General features: G+C 73.8%; 20 protein-coding genes. 14 read left to right on the plus strand and 6 right to left on the minus strand.

Going from position 1 to position 17,792, the window contains the following annotated elements:
- Positions 1 to 84 precede the first annotated feature (84 nt).
- Positions 85 to 747 (plus strand): hypothetical protein, encoded by a 663-nt coding sequence (locus tag BKA22_RS06395; protein ID WP_146952728.1) that lies wholly within the window; start codon positions 85 to 87, stop codon positions 745 to 747.
- Position 748: 1 nt separating this feature from the next.
- A complete protein-coding gene (locus BKA22_RS06400; protein ID WP_223203549.1) occupies positions 749 to 3,172 on the plus strand; it encodes a YhgE/Pip domain-containing protein in 2,424 nt (807 codons plus the stop codon).
- Positions 3,173 to 3,229: 57 nt separating this feature from the next.
- On the opposite strand, the gene BKA22_RS06405 is transcribed toward BKA22_RS06400, so the two are convergent.
- Complete coding sequence (locus tag BKA22_RS06405; protein ID WP_223203550.1) at positions 3,230 to 4,561, minus strand: alpha/beta fold hydrolase; 1,332 nt, start codon at positions 4,559 to 4,561, stop codon at positions 3,230 to 3,232.
- Positions 4,562 to 4,854: 293 nt separating this feature from the next.
- On the opposite strand from BKA22_RS06405, the gene BKA22_RS06410 reads away from it, so the two are divergent.
- The 5 genes from BKA22_RS06410 to BKA22_RS06430 all read left to right on the plus strand — a co-directional run bounded on the left by BKA22_RS06410 (position 4,855) and on the right by BKA22_RS06430 (position 9,130).
- Entirely contained in the window at positions 4,855 to 5,004 is a 150-nt protein-coding gene (locus BKA22_RS06410) for a zinc finger domain-containing protein (RefSeq protein WP_179561663.1), read from the plus strand.
- A gap of 170 nt (positions 5,005 to 5,174) precedes the next feature.
- Positions 5,175 to 5,849, plus strand: a complete 675-nt coding sequence (locus tag BKA22_RS06415) for a DUF4956 domain-containing protein (protein ID WP_146952729.1) — start codon at positions 5,175 to 5,177, stop codon at positions 5,847 to 5,849.
- Positions 5,846 to 6,709 carry a polyphosphate polymerase domain-containing protein gene (locus BKA22_RS06420; protein WP_146952730.1) on the plus strand — a complete coding sequence of 288 codons (864 nt, stop codon included), beginning with the start codon at positions 5,846 to 5,848 and terminating at the stop codon, positions 6,707 to 6,709. Before BKA22_RS06415 ends, BKA22_RS06420 begins: the two co-directional genes overlap by 4 nt.
- 39 nt (positions 6,710 to 6,748) lie before the next feature.
- Positions 6,749 to 8,599 (plus strand): carbohydrate-binding domain-containing protein, encoded by a 1,851-nt coding sequence (locus BKA22_RS06425; protein WP_146952731.1) that lies wholly within the window; start codon positions 6,749 to 6,751, stop codon positions 8,597 to 8,599.
- Between the two features lie 90 nt (positions 8,600 to 8,689).
- Positions 8,690 to 9,130 (plus strand): nitroreductase family deazaflavin-dependent oxidoreductase, encoded by a 441-nt coding sequence (locus tag BKA22_RS06430; RefSeq protein WP_146952732.1) that lies wholly within the window; start codon positions 8,690 to 8,692, stop codon positions 9,128 to 9,130.
- 116 nt (positions 9,131 to 9,246) lie between these two features.
- On the opposite strand, the gene BKA22_RS06435 is transcribed toward BKA22_RS06430, so the two are convergent.
- Both BKA22_RS06435 and BKA22_RS06440 read right to left on the minus strand, forming a co-directional pair.
- Positions 9,247 to 9,525 carry a TM2 domain-containing protein gene (locus BKA22_RS06435; RefSeq protein ID WP_146952733.1) on the minus strand — a complete coding sequence of 93 codons (279 nt, stop codon included), beginning with the start codon at positions 9,523 to 9,525 and terminating at the stop codon, positions 9,247 to 9,249.
- A gap of 152 nt (positions 9,526 to 9,677) precedes the next feature.
- Complete coding sequence (locus tag BKA22_RS06440; RefSeq protein WP_146952734.1) at positions 9,678 to 11,186, minus strand: amino acid permease; 1,509 nt, start codon at positions 11,184 to 11,186, stop codon at positions 9,678 to 9,680.
- 195 nt (positions 11,187 to 11,381) lie between these two features.
- Here BKA22_RS06440 and BKA22_RS06445 point away from each other — a divergent pair, with 195 nt between their 5' ends.
- Positions 11,382 to 12,086, plus strand: coding sequence for an HNH endonuclease family protein (locus tag BKA22_RS06445; protein WP_146952735.1), 705 nt, complete (start codon positions 11,382 to 11,384; stop codon positions 12,084 to 12,086).
- Here BKA22_RS06445 and BKA22_RS06450 read toward each other — a convergent pair.
- Entirely contained in the window at positions 12,011 to 12,955 is a 945-nt protein-coding gene (locus BKA22_RS06450; RefSeq protein WP_146952736.1) for a TetR/AcrR family transcriptional regulator, read from the minus strand. The genes BKA22_RS06445 and BKA22_RS06450 overlap by 76 nt on opposite strands.
- 68 nt (positions 12,956 to 13,023) lie before the next feature.
- Between BKA22_RS06450 and BKA22_RS06455 the strand changes: the two genes are divergently transcribed.
- From BKA22_RS06455 to BKA22_RS06470, 4 genes are read left to right on the plus strand one after another with little or no spacing between them, the layout of a single operon-like run.
- Entirely contained in the window at positions 13,024 to 13,566 is a 543-nt protein-coding gene (locus BKA22_RS06455; RefSeq protein ID WP_146952737.1) for a nitroreductase/quinone reductase family protein, read from the plus strand.
- Positions 13,563 to 13,991, plus strand: coding sequence for an alternative ribosome rescue aminoacyl-tRNA hydrolase ArfB (gene arfB / locus BKA22_RS06460; RefSeq protein WP_146952738.1), 429 nt, complete (start codon positions 13,563 to 13,565; stop codon positions 13,989 to 13,991). The genes BKA22_RS06455 and arfB overlap by 4 nt, the downstream gene beginning before the upstream one ends.
- A gap of 58 nt (positions 13,992 to 14,049) precedes the next feature.
- The gene (locus BKA22_RS06465; protein ID WP_146952739.1) at positions 14,050 to 14,568 is read left to right on the plus strand and encodes a MarR family winged helix-turn-helix transcriptional regulator; all 519 of its coding nucleotides are present in this window, start codon (positions 14,050 to 14,052) and stop codon (positions 14,566 to 14,568) included.
- The gene (locus BKA22_RS06470) at positions 14,565 to 14,852 is read left to right on the plus strand and encodes a zinc ribbon domain-containing protein (protein WP_146952740.1); all 288 of its coding nucleotides are present in this window, start codon (positions 14,565 to 14,567) and stop codon (positions 14,850 to 14,852) included. Before BKA22_RS06465 ends, BKA22_RS06470 begins: the two co-directional genes overlap by 4 nt.
- A 29-nt stretch (positions 14,853 to 14,881) precedes the next feature.
- Here BKA22_RS06470 and BKA22_RS06475 read toward each other — a convergent pair whose 3' ends face one another.
- A complete protein-coding gene (locus BKA22_RS06475; protein ID WP_146952741.1) occupies positions 14,882 to 15,598 on the minus strand; it encodes a M50 family metallopeptidase in 717 nt (238 codons plus the stop codon).
- 76 nt (positions 15,599 to 15,674) lie between these two features.
- On the minus strand, positions 15,675 to 16,361 hold the full coding sequence (locus BKA22_RS06480) for an LmeA family phospholipid-binding protein (protein WP_179561665.1): 687 nt from the start codon (positions 16,359 to 16,361) through the stop codon (positions 15,675 to 15,677).
- Between the two features lie 133 nt (positions 16,362 to 16,494).
- Between BKA22_RS06480 and BKA22_RS06485 the strand changes: the two genes are divergently transcribed.
- Positions 16,495 to 16,989 (plus strand): hypothetical protein, encoded by a 495-nt coding sequence (locus BKA22_RS06485; protein ID WP_146952743.1) that lies wholly within the window; start codon positions 16,495 to 16,497, stop codon positions 16,987 to 16,989.
- 48 nt (positions 16,990 to 17,037) lie between these two features.
- Positions 17,038 to 17,754, plus strand: a complete 717-nt coding sequence (locus tag BKA22_RS06490; RefSeq protein ID WP_146952744.1) for a TetR/AcrR family transcriptional regulator — start codon at positions 17,038 to 17,040, stop codon at positions 17,752 to 17,754.
- Positions 17,755 to 17,792: the final 38 nt, after the last annotated feature.

Here is a 17,792-nt window from a genome sequence, read left to right on the forward strand (position 1 = left end):
CGGAGCCGCCGTGAGCACCCCCCGCCGGACGCTCCCCCACGTCCGCGCCCTGGCAGGGCTCGGCCTACCCACAACGAGGTGGACATGACCAGACACGTCCTCGCCGGCATCGTCCTCGCCGTGCTGGCAGCCCTGACGGTCCTGCTCTCCGGACTGCTCGGCCCCGAGGTGCAGGGCGTCGCGCTGCTCGGCGCCGCGCTCGGCGGAGCCCTCGGGCTCGTGCCCGACCGCTCGCCCGGGGCCCGCGTCGGGGGGTTCGCGGTGGGCTTCGTCGCGGCCTGGTCGGGCTACGCGCTCCGCGCCGCCGCCCTGCCGGACACCGCAGGCGGGCGCGCCGTCGCCGTCCTGATCGTCGTGCTCGTGTGCGTCGCCGTCGCCGTCGGCACGCGCGGTCGGCTGCCGCTGTGGTCGGCGCTGCTCGGCGCCGCCGCCATGGCCGGCTCGTACGAGTACCCGTACGTCGCCGACCCGAGCGGGTTCCTGGCCACCTCGCCCGTCTCCGCGACCGCGGTGCTCGTCACCGCCGCGGCCGGGTTCCTGGCCACTGCCCTGCTCGGGCCCGTCGTCCAGCAGTCGCGCACCGACGAGGCGATCCTCGCCGACGCCCGCGCCCAGCTCGCCGACGCCGGACGGCGCGCAGACGGCACGGCTCCGGCCGGCGGACCACCGCCCGCCCGGCCCGCACCGACCCCGGCGCCCGCCGCCGCTCCGATCTTCCGTCCGTTCGACGCCGCACCGGAGGCCTGACGTGACCGCACGCACCGCACGCAGGACAGCCGGCACCGACCCGCGCCACCGGCTCCGCCGCGCAGGCGTGGCCGCGCTCGGCCTGCCCCTCGTCCTGCTCGCCGCACCCGCCACCGCGCTCGCCCCGCTGACGGCGACCGACGCGACCACGACCACCGACGGCGACGTGAGCGTCACCAACACCGAGACCGTGCAGGCGCAGCTCGACGCGTCCGGGCGGCTTGAGGTCGCCCGGCTGTACGAGCAGCTGGCGTTCAGCGGGAAGGGCACGACGACCGTCGTCAACCCCACCTCCACGCAGGGCCTGCGCAACCTCGACGGGTTCGGCGGCTTCAGCACGAGCGACGGCGCGATGACCGCGACCGTCACCGTCGACGGCGAGAAGCGGCTGCGCACCGTCTCGGACTTCACCGGGGACCTGCCCGTGGGCGTCGAGGTGCATTACCGGCTCAACGGCAAGGAGGTGGACCCCGGCCGGGTCGTCGGAGCCGACGGCACGCTCAAGGTCCGCTACACCGTGAGCAACCTGACCACCCGGCAGGACCCGGTCACCTACGACGACGGCACCGGCACGCAGGTCACGACGACCGCCGAGACCGTCGTGCCGCTCGTCGGCCAGCTCACCACCACGCTGCCGTCCACGTTCACCGCGGTCGCCTCCGACGAGGCGAACATCGCCGGTGACGGACGCGGCGGCACGAAGCTGTCGTTCACCATGACCCTCTTCCCGCCCATCGGCTCGCCGACCGCGGAGTTCGGGTACACCGCCGAGATCGAGAACGGGCAGGTGCCCGCGGCGAACGTCTCGGTGCTGCCCGTCTCGCCGCTGACCAGCCCGTCCTTCGCCGGGGGCGCCGCGTCCTACGCCGGCGGTGCCGAGTCGGGGCAGGAGCTCACGGCAGGCGCGACCGCCATCGACGGCAACCTGCTCGCGCTGCGCGACGGGGCCGCGACCCTGCTCGACGGCCTCCTGCAGCTGCAGGACGGCGCCGCCCAGCTGTCCGCCGGGCTCAACGGGGAGGCCGCCCCCGGTGCGCGCACGCTCGCTGCCGGGCTCGTCACCGCCCGGACGGGCGCGAGCGACCTCGCCGCGGGTGCTGCCACGGCGAACGGTGGCGCGCGCCAGGTCGCCGACGGCGCCGCGGCGCTCGACGCCGGGCTGACGCAGGCGGGCCAAAAGGTCCCCTCGCTGCTCGACGGCCTCAACCAGGTGCAGGGTGGCTTGACCGCCGTCGACCAGGGCCTGGCCACGATGTCCGGGTCCATCGGCGGGCTGCCCGAGAACCAGGGCGTGATCGACCTGCACAACGGCATCGCGTCCCTGCAGACCGGCGTGACCAACGCACGCCTGGGCGCCAAGTCCATGAGCTCGACGATCGGCTCGCTCGCCGCCGTCCTCAACGGGCTCGGCGCGACGCACCCGACCCTCACCCTCGCAGGCGCTGCCGACCCGCGGTACCCGGCCGTCGTCGGGCTCAACCAGTTCCTCAGCGCCGTCGCGGCGGGCGAGACCGACCCCGTCAAGAAGGTCACCCTGCAGGCCGTCGCCGCGATGTACACGGTCGACACCGGCCCGGTGGACCTCGGGCCGGGCATGCAGACGCTGGCGAGCGTGCTGAGCTCCGGGATCGTGACGGGGCTCGGGGCGCTGCAGTGCGGGCTGGACCGACCGGCCGCGACGGCCGGGGGCCTCGACTGCGCCGCCAGCCCGAGCGTCGCCGAGGGACTCGGCCTGGTCGACGAGGGCCTGGGCGACCTGGTCGACGAGGTCGTCAAGAGCGTCCAGGGTGGCGTCGGGCAGGACGCCGACACCCAGGCCAGCGGCACGCTGCGCGGCGGCATCACCTCGCTGCAGGACGGCACCGCGCAGATCGTCACCGGTGCGCAGGCCCTGGTGAGCGGCCTCGGCCAGCTCCAGGCCGGTGCCGGGAAGCTGAGCTCGGGCTCGTCGCAGCTGGCCGACGGCACCGCGCGACTGTCCGGCGGCGCAGCCCAGCTGTCCTCCGGCACCTCACGCCTGGCCACCGGTGCGGGCGACCTCGCCGACGGTCTGGGCGACGCGGCCGACGGCGCCGAGCAGCTCTCCGAGGGTCTGACCCAGGCCGCCGACGGCGCCCCGGCGCTGGTCGACGGCGCCACCCAGCTCTCCGAGCAGGGCACCTCGGTCCTGGCCGCGTCGGGGGCCGAGACGGCCGCGGACTACGGCGTGAAGTACGCCGTGATCGAGGCGGGCGCCCAGCGCACGGCCGAGGAGTCGATGGCCTACGGCGGGCCCGAGGGTGCGGCGTCGGTCACCGCGTACTCGCTCGACCTCGCCGCGGTCGACGGGTCGGGGGTCACCTCGGTCGGTCGCGGGGCGGCAGCGCTCGCCCTGTTCGGGATCGGTGCGACGGTCGCGACGCTGTGGCGGCGTCGGCTCGTCTGACCCGGCATCGTCGTCCGCCCGTCGCGCGCCTCCCGGCCGCGGCGGGCGGACGGCCGTTCAGCGTCCGGTGACCGACCACGTCCCGGCGGCCAGGTCCATCAGGCGCGGCAGGATGACGTCCCCGGCGACCCGCAGCCCGTCGTGCAGGTGCTCGTTGGTGACCCACACCTGCGCGTTGCCGACCGCGGATGCCGTCCCCAGCGCCAGATCGAGGTCCACGTACGGGTCGTCGTAGTACTGCACGGCCGCGACGGGCACCTCGTTGCGGGCCAACCGGTCCAGGTCGTACAGCGCGGGCCAGGACGTGCGCGCGGCCAGCGCGTCCACGGCCCCCGCGAACGGGCGCAGCGCGGTGTGCTCGTCGTACATCCAGCGGAACATCGCCTCGCCGGTCAGCTGCAGCGGTCGAGCAGTCTCGGCGAAGGCCGACCACCGCTGGTGCTCGGCCTGCGCGGCCCAGCCGCCGACCACCTCGCCCTGGTGGTAGATGACCTCCTGCAGCACCGCGTACAGCGGGTTCGTGTCGAACCCGGTCTGCTGCGCCACCGTCGCGGCGAACGCGGCGGACGGCTCGCCGTCCTCGTCGAAGGCCGTCTCGAGCAGCCAGTGCAGCGCGTCGATCCCCGTGCTCATGCCCAACGGACCGCCCAAGGTCTGCAGCCGCCGCACGCTGAACGGGTCACCCGTCGGCAGCCGCACGTCGCCCGCCGCCAGCCGGTCGGCCAACCGGCCGAGCACCGCAGGGTCGTCCGGGTAGAGCCGGGCCAGCTCGCGGTTACGGGCCGCCTGCCGCGGGTACGTCGCCCGGTACACGTCGGGCGCCGAGGCGGTGACCCCCGGCAACCCGCCGGTGACGTAGCAGGCGGTCAGTGCCTCGGGGTGCCGGGACAGGTACGTGAGCGTGAGGAACCCGCCGTACGACTGGCCGAGCGTCGCCCACCGACGCCCGCCGAACACCTGTGCGCGCACCGCCTCGGCATCCTCGACGATCGCGTCCGCCCGGAAGCACGCCAGGAAGTCGGCCGCCGTCGCCGGGTCGTCGAACCGGGCGATCGTCCGGCCGTCGACGCGCGAGGACCGGCCCGTGCCGCGCTGGTCGAGGAGCACCACCCGGTGCGTGCGCGTCGCGGTCGCGATCCACCCGCCCGGCATCGGCCGGGGACCGGCCCCACCCGGGCCGCCCTGCAGGAACAGCAGCAGCGGCAGGTCGTCGCCGTCGCGCGTCGGGTCGACCACCTCCCGGGCCAGCACGTGCAGGTCGCCGAACCGGGTCGGCTCGTCCCGGTCGACGGGCACCCGCACGCGGTGGTCACGGACGAGCAGCGCACCGGCGCGGTAGGCCGTCGCGGGCTCGGCGGTCGCAGGATCGGCAGGGGTCGTCAGGCTCACCGTCCGACCCTACGACCCGTCACCGACGGGCAGGTACGACGGGCAGGTACGACGAACCCCTCCGACGTCGGGGCACGCCAGGAGGGGTCCGCCGGCCGGCACAGACGACCCTCGCCCGAAGGCGCCCGGCCACCTTGCCGCAGTGCGTGCGCCGGCTCGTCCAGGACGGCCCGCCGCACCACCAGCGTGCGCCCTCCCGTCGCGGACGGCCCAGGGACGATCGTCCTCGCGGGCCCGACCGAGTCGGCCCAGGCCCCTCGCCAGGGCGGGCGGTCGGCTGGCACGCTGGCGGCATGAGCCCCCTCGAGATCCCCTGTCCCCGTTGCGACGCACCCGCCGGCAGCCCGTGCGTCACGGGCGAGGGCCAGGTGCGCGACCACACCCACCGCCGCCGCGGGATCGCTGCCGCCGCTGCCGGCGACGACCACAGCCCGCAGCCCTGAGCACGGCGCCCGGGGGTCGCCCGCAGCGCGACCCGTAGGCGCCTGGCCTGGGGCGGGGCGGACCGACGGCGTCAGATGCTGACGCCCGTCCCAGGCGGTTCACAGACGCACCACAGGCACGGCGGACTGAATAGGGGACGTCTACCAGACCCCACCCCCCGGAGGTCCTTGTGTCCGCCTACCTTCTCTTCGCGGTCGACCTGATCGCCATCTGCGTGCTCACGTTCGCGGTCTACTTCCCCCGGCACCATCGCCGGGACCTCGTCGTGGCATTCCTCGGCGTCAACGTCGGTGTGCTGGTCGTCGCCGGCGCACTCGCGCAGAGCACGGTCGGCGCGGGCCTCGGGCTCGGGCTGTTCGGCGTGCTGTCGATCATCCGGCTGCGGTCGACCGAGCTGACCCAGCACGAGGTCGCGTACTACTTCGCCGCCCTCGCGCTCGGCCTCCTCGGCGGGCTGGCCGCCGGACCCGTCCTGCTGACGGTCGGCCTGATGGCCCTGCTCGTGCTGGTGCTCGCGCTGGCCGACTCGCCCCGGCTGCTCAGCCGCCACCGGCAGCAGCTCATGGTGCTCGACCAGGCCGTGGTCGACGAGACCGAGCTGGTGGACCGGCTCGAGCAGCTTCTGGGTGCCCGGGTGCTGCGGGCCGACGTGCAGCGGCTCGACCTGGTGAACGACACGACCGTCGTCGAGGTCCGCTACGAGCTGCTGCCCTCGGCCGCGCGCCGGACGGACCCCGTGCCGGCACCCACCGTGGTCCGATCCGTGCCGGACCGTGCCGGCCTGGCACCGGCGGACGTCACGGCCGCCACCGTCTCGCACCTGCCGGCCGGGGTGACCCGATGACCACGACGCTCCCCCGACCCGCCTCCGCCACGACCGACCCTGCGACGGGCCCTGTGACCGACCCTGGGACAGACCCGCTGCACGCGCTGGGCCTGCTCGACCCGATCGACCTCGCCGAGCTCACCGAGCGGGCGTCCCTGCAGACCCGCGTCGACCGCAAGTACGTCGTGCCGCTCACCGAGCTGCCCACCCTGCTGGCCGGGCTCGAGCCCGGGGCCCGGGTGCTGGAGATCGACGGCGGTCGCTCGTTCGCCTACGAGTCGGTGTACTTCGACACCCCCGAGCTGGACTCCTACCTCGGTGCGGCCCGCCGCCGGCGCCGCCGCTACAAGGTCCGCACGCGCACCTACGTCGACTCGGCGCTGTGCTGGGTCGAGGTGAAGACCCGTGGCCCGCGCGGCTGCACCGTCAAGACGCGCCTGCCGCACGACGTGCACTCCCGGGCGGTGCTCACGGGCGACGCGACGGTGTTCACGCACCACGTGCTCAGCGAGGCCGACGTGGCCCCGCCCGCCGCAGAGGACGAGGTCGCCGGCACGCCGCTGACCCCGACCCTGGTCAGCCGGTACCGCCGCACGACGATCCACCTGCCGGCGACCGACAGCCGCACGACGATCGACACCGACCTGGAGTGGATCGACCCCGTCGACGGCGAGCGCATCACGTTCGACGGTTACGCGATCGTCGAGACGAAGACCGGCTCGACACCGTCCTCCACCGACCGCCTGCTGTGGCGGCACGGCCACCGCCCCGTGCGGATCTCCAAGTACGGCACCGGCATGGCCGTGCTGCACCCCGACCTGCCCGCGACCCCGTGGCGACGTGTGCTCGACCGGCACGTCCTGCCTGCGGTCGCGTGACCTGCCTCCACCCCCACGACTCCTGAGAGGGAGACCCCCATGCGACGCCCCACCCTGAAGCTGCTCCTGCCCGCGGCGCTCACCGCCGCGCTCCTCGTCGGCTGCTCCTCGACGACCGACGCGACCGACTCGACCGGCTCGGACACCGCGTCGGGCACCGTGATCGAGGCGGCCACCGACGCCGACCTGACCGTCGAGTCCGCGATGGCCGCGAACACCGCCGCCGAGACCGTCGAGTCCACGTGGGACGAGTCCGCCGAGGTGACGATCGCCCTGACCGGCTCGTCGGCCACGGTCGACGGCGACGGCGTGAGCGTCGACGGCTCGACGGTCACGATCACCGCGCCGGGCACGTACCGGGTGTCCGGGACGCTGGACGACGGCTCGCTCGTCGTGAACAGCACGGGTGACGGGCTCGTGCGGATCGTGCTCGACGACGCGTCCCTGTCGAGCACGACGACCTCGCCGCTGCAGGTCACCGACGCGACCGCGGTCGCCGTCGTCCTGGAGGACGGCACGGCCAACAGCCTGTCCGACGCGAGCGAGTACGTGTACGCCGCGGACGTCGACGAGCCCAACGCGGCCCTGTTCTCGACCGCCGACCTGACCATCACGGGCACCGGTTCGCTCGACGTGCAGGGCAACGCGAACGACGGCATCGCGAGCAAGGACGGTCTGGTCATCGAGTCCGGCACGATCACGGTCGACGCGGTCGACGACGCGATCCGGGGGAAGGACTACGTCGTGGTCAACGGCGGCACGCTCGACGTGACGGCCGGCGGCGACGGCATCAAGTCCGACAACGACGAGGACGCCGCCCTCGGCTACGTCTACGTCTCCGGCGGCGACCTCACGGTGACGGCGGTCGACGACGGCCTCACCGCGACCACCGACGTCATCGTCGGCGGCGGCACGATCGCCGTGCAGACCGGCGGGGGCGCCGGTGCGTCCGTCGCGGACGACGCCACGCCGAAGGGCCTGGTCGGCGACGTGTCGGTGGTGATCGGCGGCGGCACGCTGCTCGTCGACGCGGCGGACGACGCCGTGCACTCCGGCGGGGTCGTGTCCGTGGCCGACGGCGTGCTCACGCTCGCCTCGGGCGACGACGGCATCCACGCCGACAACGCGTTGCAGATCAGCGGCGGCGCGATCGAGGTCACCGACTCGTACGAGGGTCTCGAGGCCGGGCAGATCACGGTCGCCGGCGGTGACGTGTCGGTGATCGCGAGCGACGACGGCGTGAACGCCGCGTCCTCCACCGAGGACGCCACGGAGGACACCTCGGGCGACGCCGCTGCCGGTCCGGGCGGGGAGATGGCGACCGACGCGAACGCGCTGGTCACGATCTCGGGCGGCTCGCTGTACGTCGAGTCGGAGGGCGACGGCCTGGACTCCAACGGGTCCATGGTGATGACCGGTGGCACGGTCGTCGTGGCGGGCCCGACGAACTCGGGCAACGGCGCGCTCGACTTCAACGGCACGTTCGAGGTCTCCGGCGGCGAGCTCATCGCCGTGGGTGCGGCCGGCATGGCGCAGACCCCGACGGACGGGTCGTCGCAGTCGTTCGTCGGCTTCACGATGTCGACGACCGAGGGCGACGGGTCGGTCGTGCACGTGCTCGACGCGGACGGGAACGTCGTGGCCTCGTTCCAGGCCACCAAGAGCTTCTCGTCGGTCGTGTACACCTCCTCCGACATCACCTCGGGCGAGGAGTACACGCTCTCGGTCGGCGGCTCGGTCGGCGACGACGCGGTGAACGGGCTCTCGCACTCCGGTGACGCCGACGGTGCGTCCTCGGTGGGGACCGCGACGGCGGGCACCGTCATCGCGGGCATGGGCGGGGGCGGCGGGATGGCTGGTGGCGACGGCGGCGGGCGTCAGCGCCCCTGACCCTTCACGGCACGGCAAGACGCTCCGGCCCGGATCTCCTTGCGAGGTCCGGGCCGGAATGCGTCACGGCCGGCACGGGTTGTGCACGTCATGCCTCTGACTGGTGAGTACGCGCCGAGCACGTCCGAGTGGGCCCGCGAGCAGGCCGAGCTCTACGAACGCACCGACGGCCGCGAGGGCAACCTGCTGCAGGGCCGCCCGGTCATCATCCTGACGACGTTGGGCGCCCGGTCGGGCAAGCTGCGCAAGACCGCGCTCATGCGGGTCGAGCACGACGGCGAGTACGTCGTGGTCGCCTCGAAGGGCGGGGCGCCCGAGCACCCGGCCTGGTACGGCAACCTGGTCGAGCACCCGCTGGCCGAGCTGCAGGACGGGGCCGTCCGACGCGACTACACGGTGCGCGAGCTCGAGGGCGCCGAGCGCGAGACGTGGTGGGCGCGGGCCGTGGAGGTCTGGCCGGACTACGTCACCTACACCACGCGCACCGACCGTCTGATCCCGCTGCTGCTGCTCACGCCCGTCACCGACTGACCGGGCGTGACCCGGGCCTGACCCCGGCCTGGTCCGGCCTGGTCCGCAAGCCACTCCCAGAGACGACGGAGGGGCGGGCACCCGCAGGTGCCCGCCCCTCCGCATGCTCACGTCGATCAGACGAGCGGCACGCCCGCGGCGTCGACGGACCACTTCGGGTCCTTCGAGACGAGGTAGATGATGCCCTCGATGAAGCCCCAGAGGCCGGCGACACCGAACGTCACGATGGACAGCACGAGCTGGATGACGGCCTTCTGGGTGAAGCCCAGGTAGAAGTTGTGCACACCCAGCGAGCCCAGCAGGATGCCGAGCACACCGACGATGACGCGCGACTTGCCCTCGGGGGCGACGCCGTAGGCGGGGACCGGCGCGGGCGCGGGAACCTGGTCGGACATGAGTTCTCCTCGTTGGTGGGGGCCCGCTCGGCAGCGGGCGCGCGCCGAAGAGTACCGATGAATCGGCCTCGTTGATGTCCGTTTCGTCCGAATATCCGTGAGTTCACCCAGGCGGCCCACAGGAATCACCCACAGGGGCCTCGGCGACGCCCTCAGACCCCGGGTTCAGCGCTCTCGGTCTGCGTGGCGGCCCGCACGGCGAGCTGGCTGTGCCGGTAGGAGTACGTCCCGTAGACGACCATGCCGACGGCCAGCCAGACGGCGAACCGGATCCAGGTCAGGGTCGTCAGGTTGAGCATGAGCCACAGGCACGCGAGCCCCGCGACGATCGGCAGCACGGGCGACCACGGCACCCGGAACCCGCGCGCCAGGTCCGGTCGCGTCCGCCTCAGGATCGGCACCCCGAAGCTCACGAGCACGAACGCGGACAGCGTCCCGATGTTGATCATCTCCTCGAGCAGCTCCACGCGGGAGAACCCGGCGATGAGCGCCACGACGATCCCGACGCCGATCTGCAGGCGGGCCGGCGTGTGGAACCGGTGGTGCGTCTTGGACACCGAGCGGGGCAGCAGGCCGTCACGGCTCATCGCGAAGACCACGCGGGTCAGGCCGAGCAGCAGGACGAGCAGCACCGACGTGAGGCCGACGAGGATGCCGACCGAGATGATCTTGCCCGCCCAGTCCGCGCCGACCAGCACGAACGCCGTGGTCAGCGACGGGCTGCCGGAGGCGGCGAGGTCCTGGTAGCTGACCATGCCCGTGACGACGACCGTCACCAGGATGTACAGCACGGTGACGATGGCCAGGCCGCCGAGGATGCCGCGCGGGACGGTCCGCTGCGGGTCCTTCGTCTCCTCCGCGGTGGTCGCCACGACGTCGAAGCCGATGAACGCGAAGAACACGAGCGCGGCACCGGACAGGATGCCGACGACCCCGTACGTCGAGGGCTGCATGCCGGACAGGAACGCGAACAGCGGCTGGTCGAGCGCGGTCGCCCCGGCGGCGGGCTGCGACGGCGGCACGAACGGCGTGTAGTTCGCCTTGTCGATGTAGAAGAAGCCGGCGACGACGACGAACAGGGTGATGGCGATCTTGATGATCGTGAACACGCTGTTCACCCGCGCGGACAGGCGTGTGCCGATGACCAGCAGCGTCGTGAAGATCGCGGTGATGAGCACCGGTCCCCACTCCATGTCGACCGGCCCGAGGTGCAGCGTCGTCGGGATCCCGATGCCGAACAGCCCGAACGCGTCCGCGAGGTAGACGCCCCAGAACTTCGCGATGACGGCGGCGGCCAGCAGCATCTCGAGGATGAGGTCCCAGCCGATGATCCAGGCGGCGAGCTCGCCCATGGTCGCGTAGGAGAACGTGTACGCGGAGCCGGCGACGGGCAGCGTCGAGGCGAACTCGGCGTAGCACATGATCGCCAGGCCGCACACGACCGAGGCGATGAGGAACGAGACGATGACCGACGGTCCGGCGTAGTTCGCGGCGGCGGTGGCACCGACGGAGAAGATGCCGGCACCGACCGCGACGGCCACGCCGAGCACGGCGAGGTCCCAGGCGGTCAGGGTGCGGGTGAGCGAGCGTTCCGGATCGTCGACGGCGGCGAGGGTCTCCTCGACGGACTTGCGTCGTAGGACGCTCCGGTTGCTGGCCATCGGACCTCCATCGGTTCGTGCGCGTCCTGCCCGCGGGCCCTGCTCGGCCTCGGGGTGGGGACGACCCTCCCACAGCCCTGTGCGACCCGCCGTGGGACCGAGGTCACGGCGTCGTTGCCGCGTCCGGCACGGTGATCGTCCCCCGACGGCGGTCGGCCCGCACCAGGTGTGGGCGTTCCGTGGCACCCTCCTGCGGTGACCAGGAGAAACGGACGAGGCCGACGTCGGAGCACGTGGGGGTGGCTCCTGCTGCTCGTGCTGGCGGTGGCGATCGGCGCCGGTGCACCGGCGTGGTCCGACGCGCAGGACGCCGCGCGCTTCCCGGTGACCGCACAGGTGCTCGAGGACGGACGGACCGCGCTCGACGCGCTGCCGGTCAAGGGCCGTGCCCCGCGGACCGACTACGCGCGCGAGCAGTTCGGCGAGGCGTGGGCGGACGTCGACGGCAACGGCTGCGACACCCGCAACGACGTCCTGGCCCGCGACCTGACGGCGATCACGACCGACCCCGACGACGCCTGCATCGTGCGCACGGGCACGCTCGACGACCCGTACACGGACGAGGTCATCGCGTTCGAGCGCGGGGAACGCTCGTCCGAGGTGCAGATCGACCACGTCGTCGCCCTCGCGGACGCGTGGCAGAAGGGCGCCCAGCAGTGGACGGCCGAGAAGCGCGAGCGCTTCGCCAACGATCCGGCGAACCTGCTCGCCGTCGACGGCCCCGCCAACCAGCAGAAGGGTGCGGGCGACGCGGCGACCTGGCTGCCGTCGAACACCGGGTACCGGTGCGTGTACGCGCTGCGGCAGATCCGGGTGAAGGCCGCCTACGGGTTGTGGGTCACGGCGGCCGAGCGGGACGCGCTGTCCGACCAGCTCGACCGCTGCGTCGTCACGGACTGAGCGGCCTCGGGCCGCCCGGCGGCGACGCGACCCTCCTCGACGAGCCGGAGGAGCGCCCGGCGCACGTCGTCGGCGTCGAGCGCGGCGCTCCCGGGGTCCGGCTCCAGGTGGCCGAGCACGAGCCCGGTGAGCGTGAACGTCGGCACCGACCAGGCGGCCGTGCGGGCGACGCCGAACGGGGCCAGCTGCTGCGTGGCGTGCACCAGCGCGGGGTCGACCTGGGCGGCGATGACGGAGCCCGTGGTCATCGCGCTGACGGCACGGGCGACGACCGTGTACCCGTCGGGAGCGTCGAGCGGGGCGACGAGCCGCAGCCCGAGCAGTCGGGCCGCCCCCGCGAGGATCGCCGCGCCGCGCGCGAGGGTGCGCCGTTCGCTGACCTGCAGCTCGGCGGCCAGCTCGTCGCGCAGATCCGGCTCGGGCACGCTCGCGAACGCGGCCCGCAGGGCGAGGTACGCCCCGAACTGCGGGGAGGCCAGGACCCCTTCGAGGTCGGCCTGGAACGACAGGCGCATGAGCTCGACGAACAGCTCGTGCCGACCCGCGACGGTGCCGAGGTCGACCCACGGCTCCTCGAGGACCGCCTCGGCCTCGGCCACGACCCGCGCCCCGATGCCCGGCAGGTCGGTGCCGCGGGCCACCTCGAGCAGCACGTCGGCGTGGAAGGCGTCGCGCGTGGGCCAGCGCCGGTAGGCGGAGGTCCGGGAGACGTCGGCGTGGCGGATGACGTCCTCCAGCGCGAGCCCGTCCAGCCCGACCGTGACGCCGCGTTCGGCGAGCAGGTCGACCGCGGCGGAGAGCATGCGGCTGCGGGTGTCCGCGTCGGACATCCGGGGGCGGCGTGCGGGGCGTTGACGCGACGCGGTCATCGGCCTACCTTCGTGAAGGAACTTGGAACTCCAAGTACCAATCTAGCCGGACGACGGGACGGGACGCCATGACCGGCACGACCAGCAGCACCGAGCACGGACCCTGGCGGTACGCCGTCAAACGCGCCTGGTACCGCGACGGTCGACCCGGACGCCTCGCGCAGGCGCTCAACCGGATCAGCGCCTGGCAGTACGCGCACGGCATCCTCACGCTCGGCGGGCGCGGCATCACGCTCGAGGTCCGCGGCCGCCGCACGGGCAAGGCCGTACGGCTGCCGCTCGTCCTCGCCCGCCACGACGGCGAGCGCTACCTGGTCTCCATGCTCGGGCCCCAGGCCCAGTGGGTCCTCAACGTGCAGGCCGACGACGGCCGGGCCCTCGTCCTCCGTCGCCGCGGACCCGAGCACGTGCGGCTCGTCGAGGTCCCCGTCGCCGACCGCGCCCCGCTGCTGCGTCGCTACCTCGACCTCGCCCCCGGCGCCCGCCCGCACATCGCCGTGCCTCGCGGAGCACCGCTCGAGCAGTTCGCCGCCGTCGCAGCCGACTACCCGGTCTTCCGCGTCCTGACCGACGACCGCGACCCGGACAGGGTGGGACGATCGACCCCATGAGCAGCGGCATCACGGTCGGACCCTCACTGGTCCTGCCGCGCGCCGAGCTCACCGTCCGGTTCTCCCGCTCGTCCGGGCCCGGCGGGCAGGGCGTCAACACGACCGACTCGCGCGTCGAGCTCTCCTGGGACGTGGGCTCCTCCCGCGTGCTCACGGACACCCAGCGGGCCCGGCTGCTCGAACGCCTCGGCCCCCGGCTCGTCGCCGGCGTGCTCACCGTGACCGCCTCCGAGCACCGCGAGCAGCTGCGCAACCGGGCCGCGGCCGAACGTCGGCTCGTGGCGCTCGTCGCCGAGGGGATCGCCCCACCCGCGCGGCAGCGGCGCTCGACCCGCCCGACCCGGGGCTCCGCGGAACGCCGCCTGACGGCGAAGAAGCAACGGTCCGCGACCAAGCGCCTGCGCTCCGCGCGTCCCGGGGACTGAGGCCTCAGCGGGATCCATCGGGATTGACGATGCACACGTGCCGGACGACGGTGTCCGTGTGACCCCGTCCGAACTCCCGACACAGCCCGACGGCCCCCGCGTGCAGCAGGTCGACGCGCTGACCGCCGAGGCCTTCGCGCCCGCGTTCGAGCAGCTGTACGCCCGGGCCTTCCTGCAGCTGCACCGGCGCGACGGCAAGCGGTCCGCCATGTCCGGGGCGTCCCGGGCCGTGCTGCTGCACCTCGCGCACACCGGTCCGCTCACCGTCGGGGAGGCCGCCAAGCACCTCGACCGCGCGCAGTCCGTCGTCTCGGACATCGTCACGCAGCTGGAGCAGAAGGGGCTGCTCGCCCGCGAGAGCGACCCCGCCGACCGCCGTCGCACGCTCGTCTGGCTCACCCCCGACGGACGCGCCGCCCTCGACCGCGAGCGCAGCGTGCTCTCGGCCGACCTCGTCACGGCCGCCGCCGACCGGCTCACCCCGGCCGAGCGTGCCGTGCTGCTCGAGACCCTGCGCCGGCTCGTCGGAGCCGACGTCCCCGCCCCTGTCCCCACACTCGGAGGAGACCCCGCATGAGCACCCACGACCACACCCACGACGGCCCGGCCGACGGCCTGCACGACAGCCTGCACTGCGAGAGCTGTGGCATGCCCGTCGAGTCGGGCACCTACTGCCAGTACTGCACGGACGCCGAGGGCAACCTGCAGGCCTTCGACGAGCGGTTCGAGCGCATGGTCGGCTGGCAGGCGCGCGAGACGCCGGACGCGCCGCGCGCCGAGATCGAGGCCAAGACTCTCGCGTACATGTCGACCATGCCGGCCTGGCGCGACCACCCCGACCTGCTGGCCCGCACCTCCTGAGGGCACGGCCGCAGGGTCAGGGCCCCGGGTCAGAGGACCGCGAGCAGCCAGCCGCCGCCGAGGGCGAGCGCGCCCAGGCAGACCAGCAGGAACACGGCGACCCAGACGCCGGCCGGCACGTGCGTGATGCGCGCGAGCTGGCCGGCGTCCGACGTGTCCGACGGACCCCGGCGCCGACGGCGCTGCTGCTGCATCTCCAGCACCGCACGCGGGGCACCGAGCAGCAGGAACCAGGTCAGCGCGTGCGCGAACGTGCTGCGCACCTCGTCCGACCCCCACCACGTGACGGCGACGAGCACCGCGGTGCTCACCAGCACCGCCCACAGCCCGTACCAGTTGCGGATCTGCACGAGCACGAGCGCGAGCACCACGAGCAGCAGCCAGAGCACGGCCGTCGGGTAGCCCCGCGACAGCAGCCACGCGGCACCGAGCCCGACGGCCGCCGGACCGATGTAGCCGGCGAGCAGCGTGAAGACCATGCCGGGCCCCCGCGGCTTGCCGACAGACACGGTCAGCCCGGACGTGTCCGAGTGCACCCGGATCCCCGTCAGACGCCGCCCGACCAGCACCGCCACGCCGCCGTGCGCCGCCTCGTGCAGGATCGTCAGGCCGTGCCGCGTCAGGTGCCACAGCCACGGCACCACGAGGCAGACCAGCGCGGCCACGCCCGTGAGGACCACGACCGAGGTCGTCGGCGGTGCCTGGGGTGTCGTGACCTGCGTCCACAGGTCCCCGATGGTGTCCACGCCGCTCCCGTCGTCGCCGGATGTGCGCGCCGACCCTATCGACCCGGACCAGGAACCAGGTGCGCGTCAGCCGACGTCAGGGGGCCTCGAGCGTGACGTCCGTCCCGGCGACGGTCACCCGGACCCCGTCCGTGACGACGTGCGCGTCGGTCAGCGCGAGCCCGTCGGGCAGGCCGTCGACGGGCACCTCGAGGTCGACGAGCCGGTCGCCCAGGCCGCCGGGCAGCGATGCTGCGTCGACCGAGAGCCCGCCGAGGGACAGCGAGGTGGTGTCGACGAGCAGCCGTCCGCCCTCGACGCGCGGCGCGAACGTGACGGCGAGCGGGACGCCGAGCACGTCCATGGAGGCCTGCAGCTGCTCGCCCTGCACGACGACCGTGACGGCGAGGCCGGTGCGTTCGGCGACGGCGTCCTGCACCGCGGAGACCGGGAGCGTGAGCGACGCCTCCAGCTCGTCGACCGTGATCGGGTCGCCGCGTCTGACGCCGCGGGCGTCCACCGTGACGTCGGTGGTCGGGACGCCGTCGAGGACGACCGCGTCGACGTCCGCGGTGACGTGCGAGAACGTGCCGGAGGCCAGCTGGGTGAGGAACGGGAAGCCGCCGATCTGCACGTCGGGCGTCCCGGTGACCTCCAGCCGGCTCTCGACCTGCCCGGCGAGCTGGTCCTCGACCAGCGACGCGGCGAACCGGTCGCCGACGACGACGCCGACCCCCACGACGACCAGGCCGACGATGAGGGCCACCGCGCCCTTCGTGCTCATCGCCCCACGCCCCCTCCTGGCGACCCGCGGGCGGGTCGTGCCGGTGCCCATCCTGCCGGGCGGGCCGCGGCGGGCGCGCGCTGGACCCGCCGGGCGGCCCGGCCCACCTCGCGCACGCCCGTACGCTCGCGGCATGAGCACCCTGGACGAGATCGGCGACCGTGACCGCTGGCGTTGCTGGCTCTGTGACGAGCCGGTCGACCCGGACGCCTCCGTGAACGCCGACCTGGGCCCGAGCATCGACAGCGGTGCGGGTTCTGCGGGCAACGGTCCGGGCAAGGGTGCGGGCAAGGGCAAGAACCGGTCCCGGGCGTCCGATGCCGGCCCGTTCGGCGCCGAGCGGCTGGCGCACCGGGCGTGCAACACCCGCAAGGGTGCGGTCGCTCCGGTGGTCGCCTGGCCGGACCGGCTGCTGGTCGCGGACCCGGCGCCGATCGTGGCGACGGTGGAGCGGCTGTCGCGCGCGGGGGGTCGTGAGGTCGTGGCGCGGTGCGCGGACCGGGGCGATGCGCAGGAGGCGGCCGACTGGCTGGTCGACCGGATCGGTCGCCTGGCCCCTGACCTGCGGGTCGAGGCGCTGGTGCAGCCGGGCGGCGGTCAGCACCTGCTGGTCCTGCGACGGCTCTGATCCGATGCGCTCTGGCGCACGGCTAGTCACGCGTATAGCGTGTTGGTCGTGCGTACAGCCGAGGCGTCCGACGGGCGTCCACCCTCCGACCTGACCGCGCGGGCGCGGATCCGCGACGCGGCCGTCGAGTGCTTCGCCGAGCAGGGGTTCGACACCCCGTTCCGCACCATCGCGCTGCGGGCCGACGTCTCGCCCGGGCTCATCACGCACCACTTCGGCTCCAAGGCCGTGCTGCGGACCGCGTGCGACGCCGAGGTCCTGCAGCGCTACCACCGGCTCAAGACCGAGGCCATCGCGGACCCGAGCGGGTCGCTGACGGCGTGGCTGACGGCCCCGGGCGACGCCGCGGTCGTCACGGTCTACATGCTCCGGGCGATCCAGTCCGGCGGGCAGCCCGCCCGCGACTTCCTCGCCAGCCTCGCCGAGCACGTGCGCGGCCTGATGGCGGACGGGGTCGCCGCCGGGCTCATCCGCCCCTCGCGCGACGAGGAGGCACGCCTGCGCCAGCTCACGCTCCAGTCCATGGGCGCGATGCTGGTGCAGTTCCTCACCGCACCCGACACGACGCCCGACGCGTTCGTCGCGTCGCTGCGCGCCCGGGAGCAGGACTCCGTCCTCCCGATGCTCGAGCTGTACACCGAAGGGCTGCTGACCAGCAGCGCCATGCTCGACGACTACGTCCGGCTCCTCGACGGGACGACAGACGGGCCGGCTGACGGGAACGGCCCGCCGGGCCCCGTCGTCGCCGCACCACCCACCGCGTGACGGCGCCCGCCGCCCGCGTCCTGCGTGAGCCGATGAAG

The sequence above is a fragment of the Cellulomonas soli genome, from assembly GCF_013409305.1.
Lineage (GTDB): Bacteria > Actinomycetota > Actinomycetes > Actinomycetales > Cellulomonadaceae > Cellulomonas > Cellulomonas soli.

Bases quoted from the DNA above. Each gene is read 5' to 3' on its own strand.
- BKA22_RS06395 (WP_146952728.1), top strand. From the start codon at position 85: ATGACCAGACACGTCCTCGCCGGCATCGTCCTCGCCGTGCTGGCAGCC.
- BKA22_RS06420 (WP_146952730.1), top strand. From the start codon at position 5,846: ATGACCACGACGCTCCCCCGACCCGCCTCCGCCACGACCGACCCTGCG.
- BKA22_RS06450 (WP_146952736.1), bottom strand. From the start codon at position 12,955: ATGACCGCGTCGCGTCAACGCCCCGCACGCCGCCCCCGGATGTCCGAC.
- BKA22_RS06455 (WP_146952737.1), top strand. From the start codon at position 13,024: ATGACCGGCACGACCAGCAGCACCGAGCACGGACCCTGGCGGTACGCC.
- arfB (WP_146952738.1), top strand. From the start codon at position 13,563: ATGAGCAGCGGCATCACGGTCGGACCCTCACTGGTCCTGCCGCGCGCC.
- BKA22_RS06440 (WP_146952734.1), bottom strand. From the start codon at position 11,186: ATGGCCAGCAACCGGAGCGTCCTACGACGCAAGTCCGTCGAGGAGACC.
- BKA22_RS06435 (WP_146952733.1), bottom strand. From the start codon at position 9,525: ATGTCCGACCAGGTTCCCGCGCCCGCGCCGGTCCCCGCCTACGGCGTC.
- BKA22_RS06410 (WP_179561663.1), top strand. From the start codon at position 4,855: ATGAGCCCCCTCGAGATCCCCTGTCCCCGTTGCGACGCACCCGCCGGC.
- BKA22_RS06425 (WP_146952731.1), top strand. From the start codon at position 6,749: ATGCGACGCCCCACCCTGAAGCTGCTCCTGCCCGCGGCGCTCACCGCC.
- BKA22_RS06470 (WP_146952740.1), top strand. From the start codon at position 14,565: ATGAGCACCCACGACCACACCCACGACGGCCCGGCCGACGGCCTGCAC.
- BKA22_RS06480 (WP_179561665.1), bottom strand. From the start codon at position 16,361: ATGAGCACGAAGGGCGCGGTGGCCCTCATCGTCGGCCTGGTCGTCGTG.
- BKA22_RS06485 (WP_146952743.1), top strand. From the start codon at position 16,495: ATGAGCACCCTGGACGAGATCGGCGACCGTGACCGCTGGCGTTGCTGG.
- BKA22_RS06430 (WP_146952732.1), top strand. From the start codon at position 8,690: ATGCCTCTGACTGGTGAGTACGCGCCGAGCACGTCCGAGTGGGCCCGC.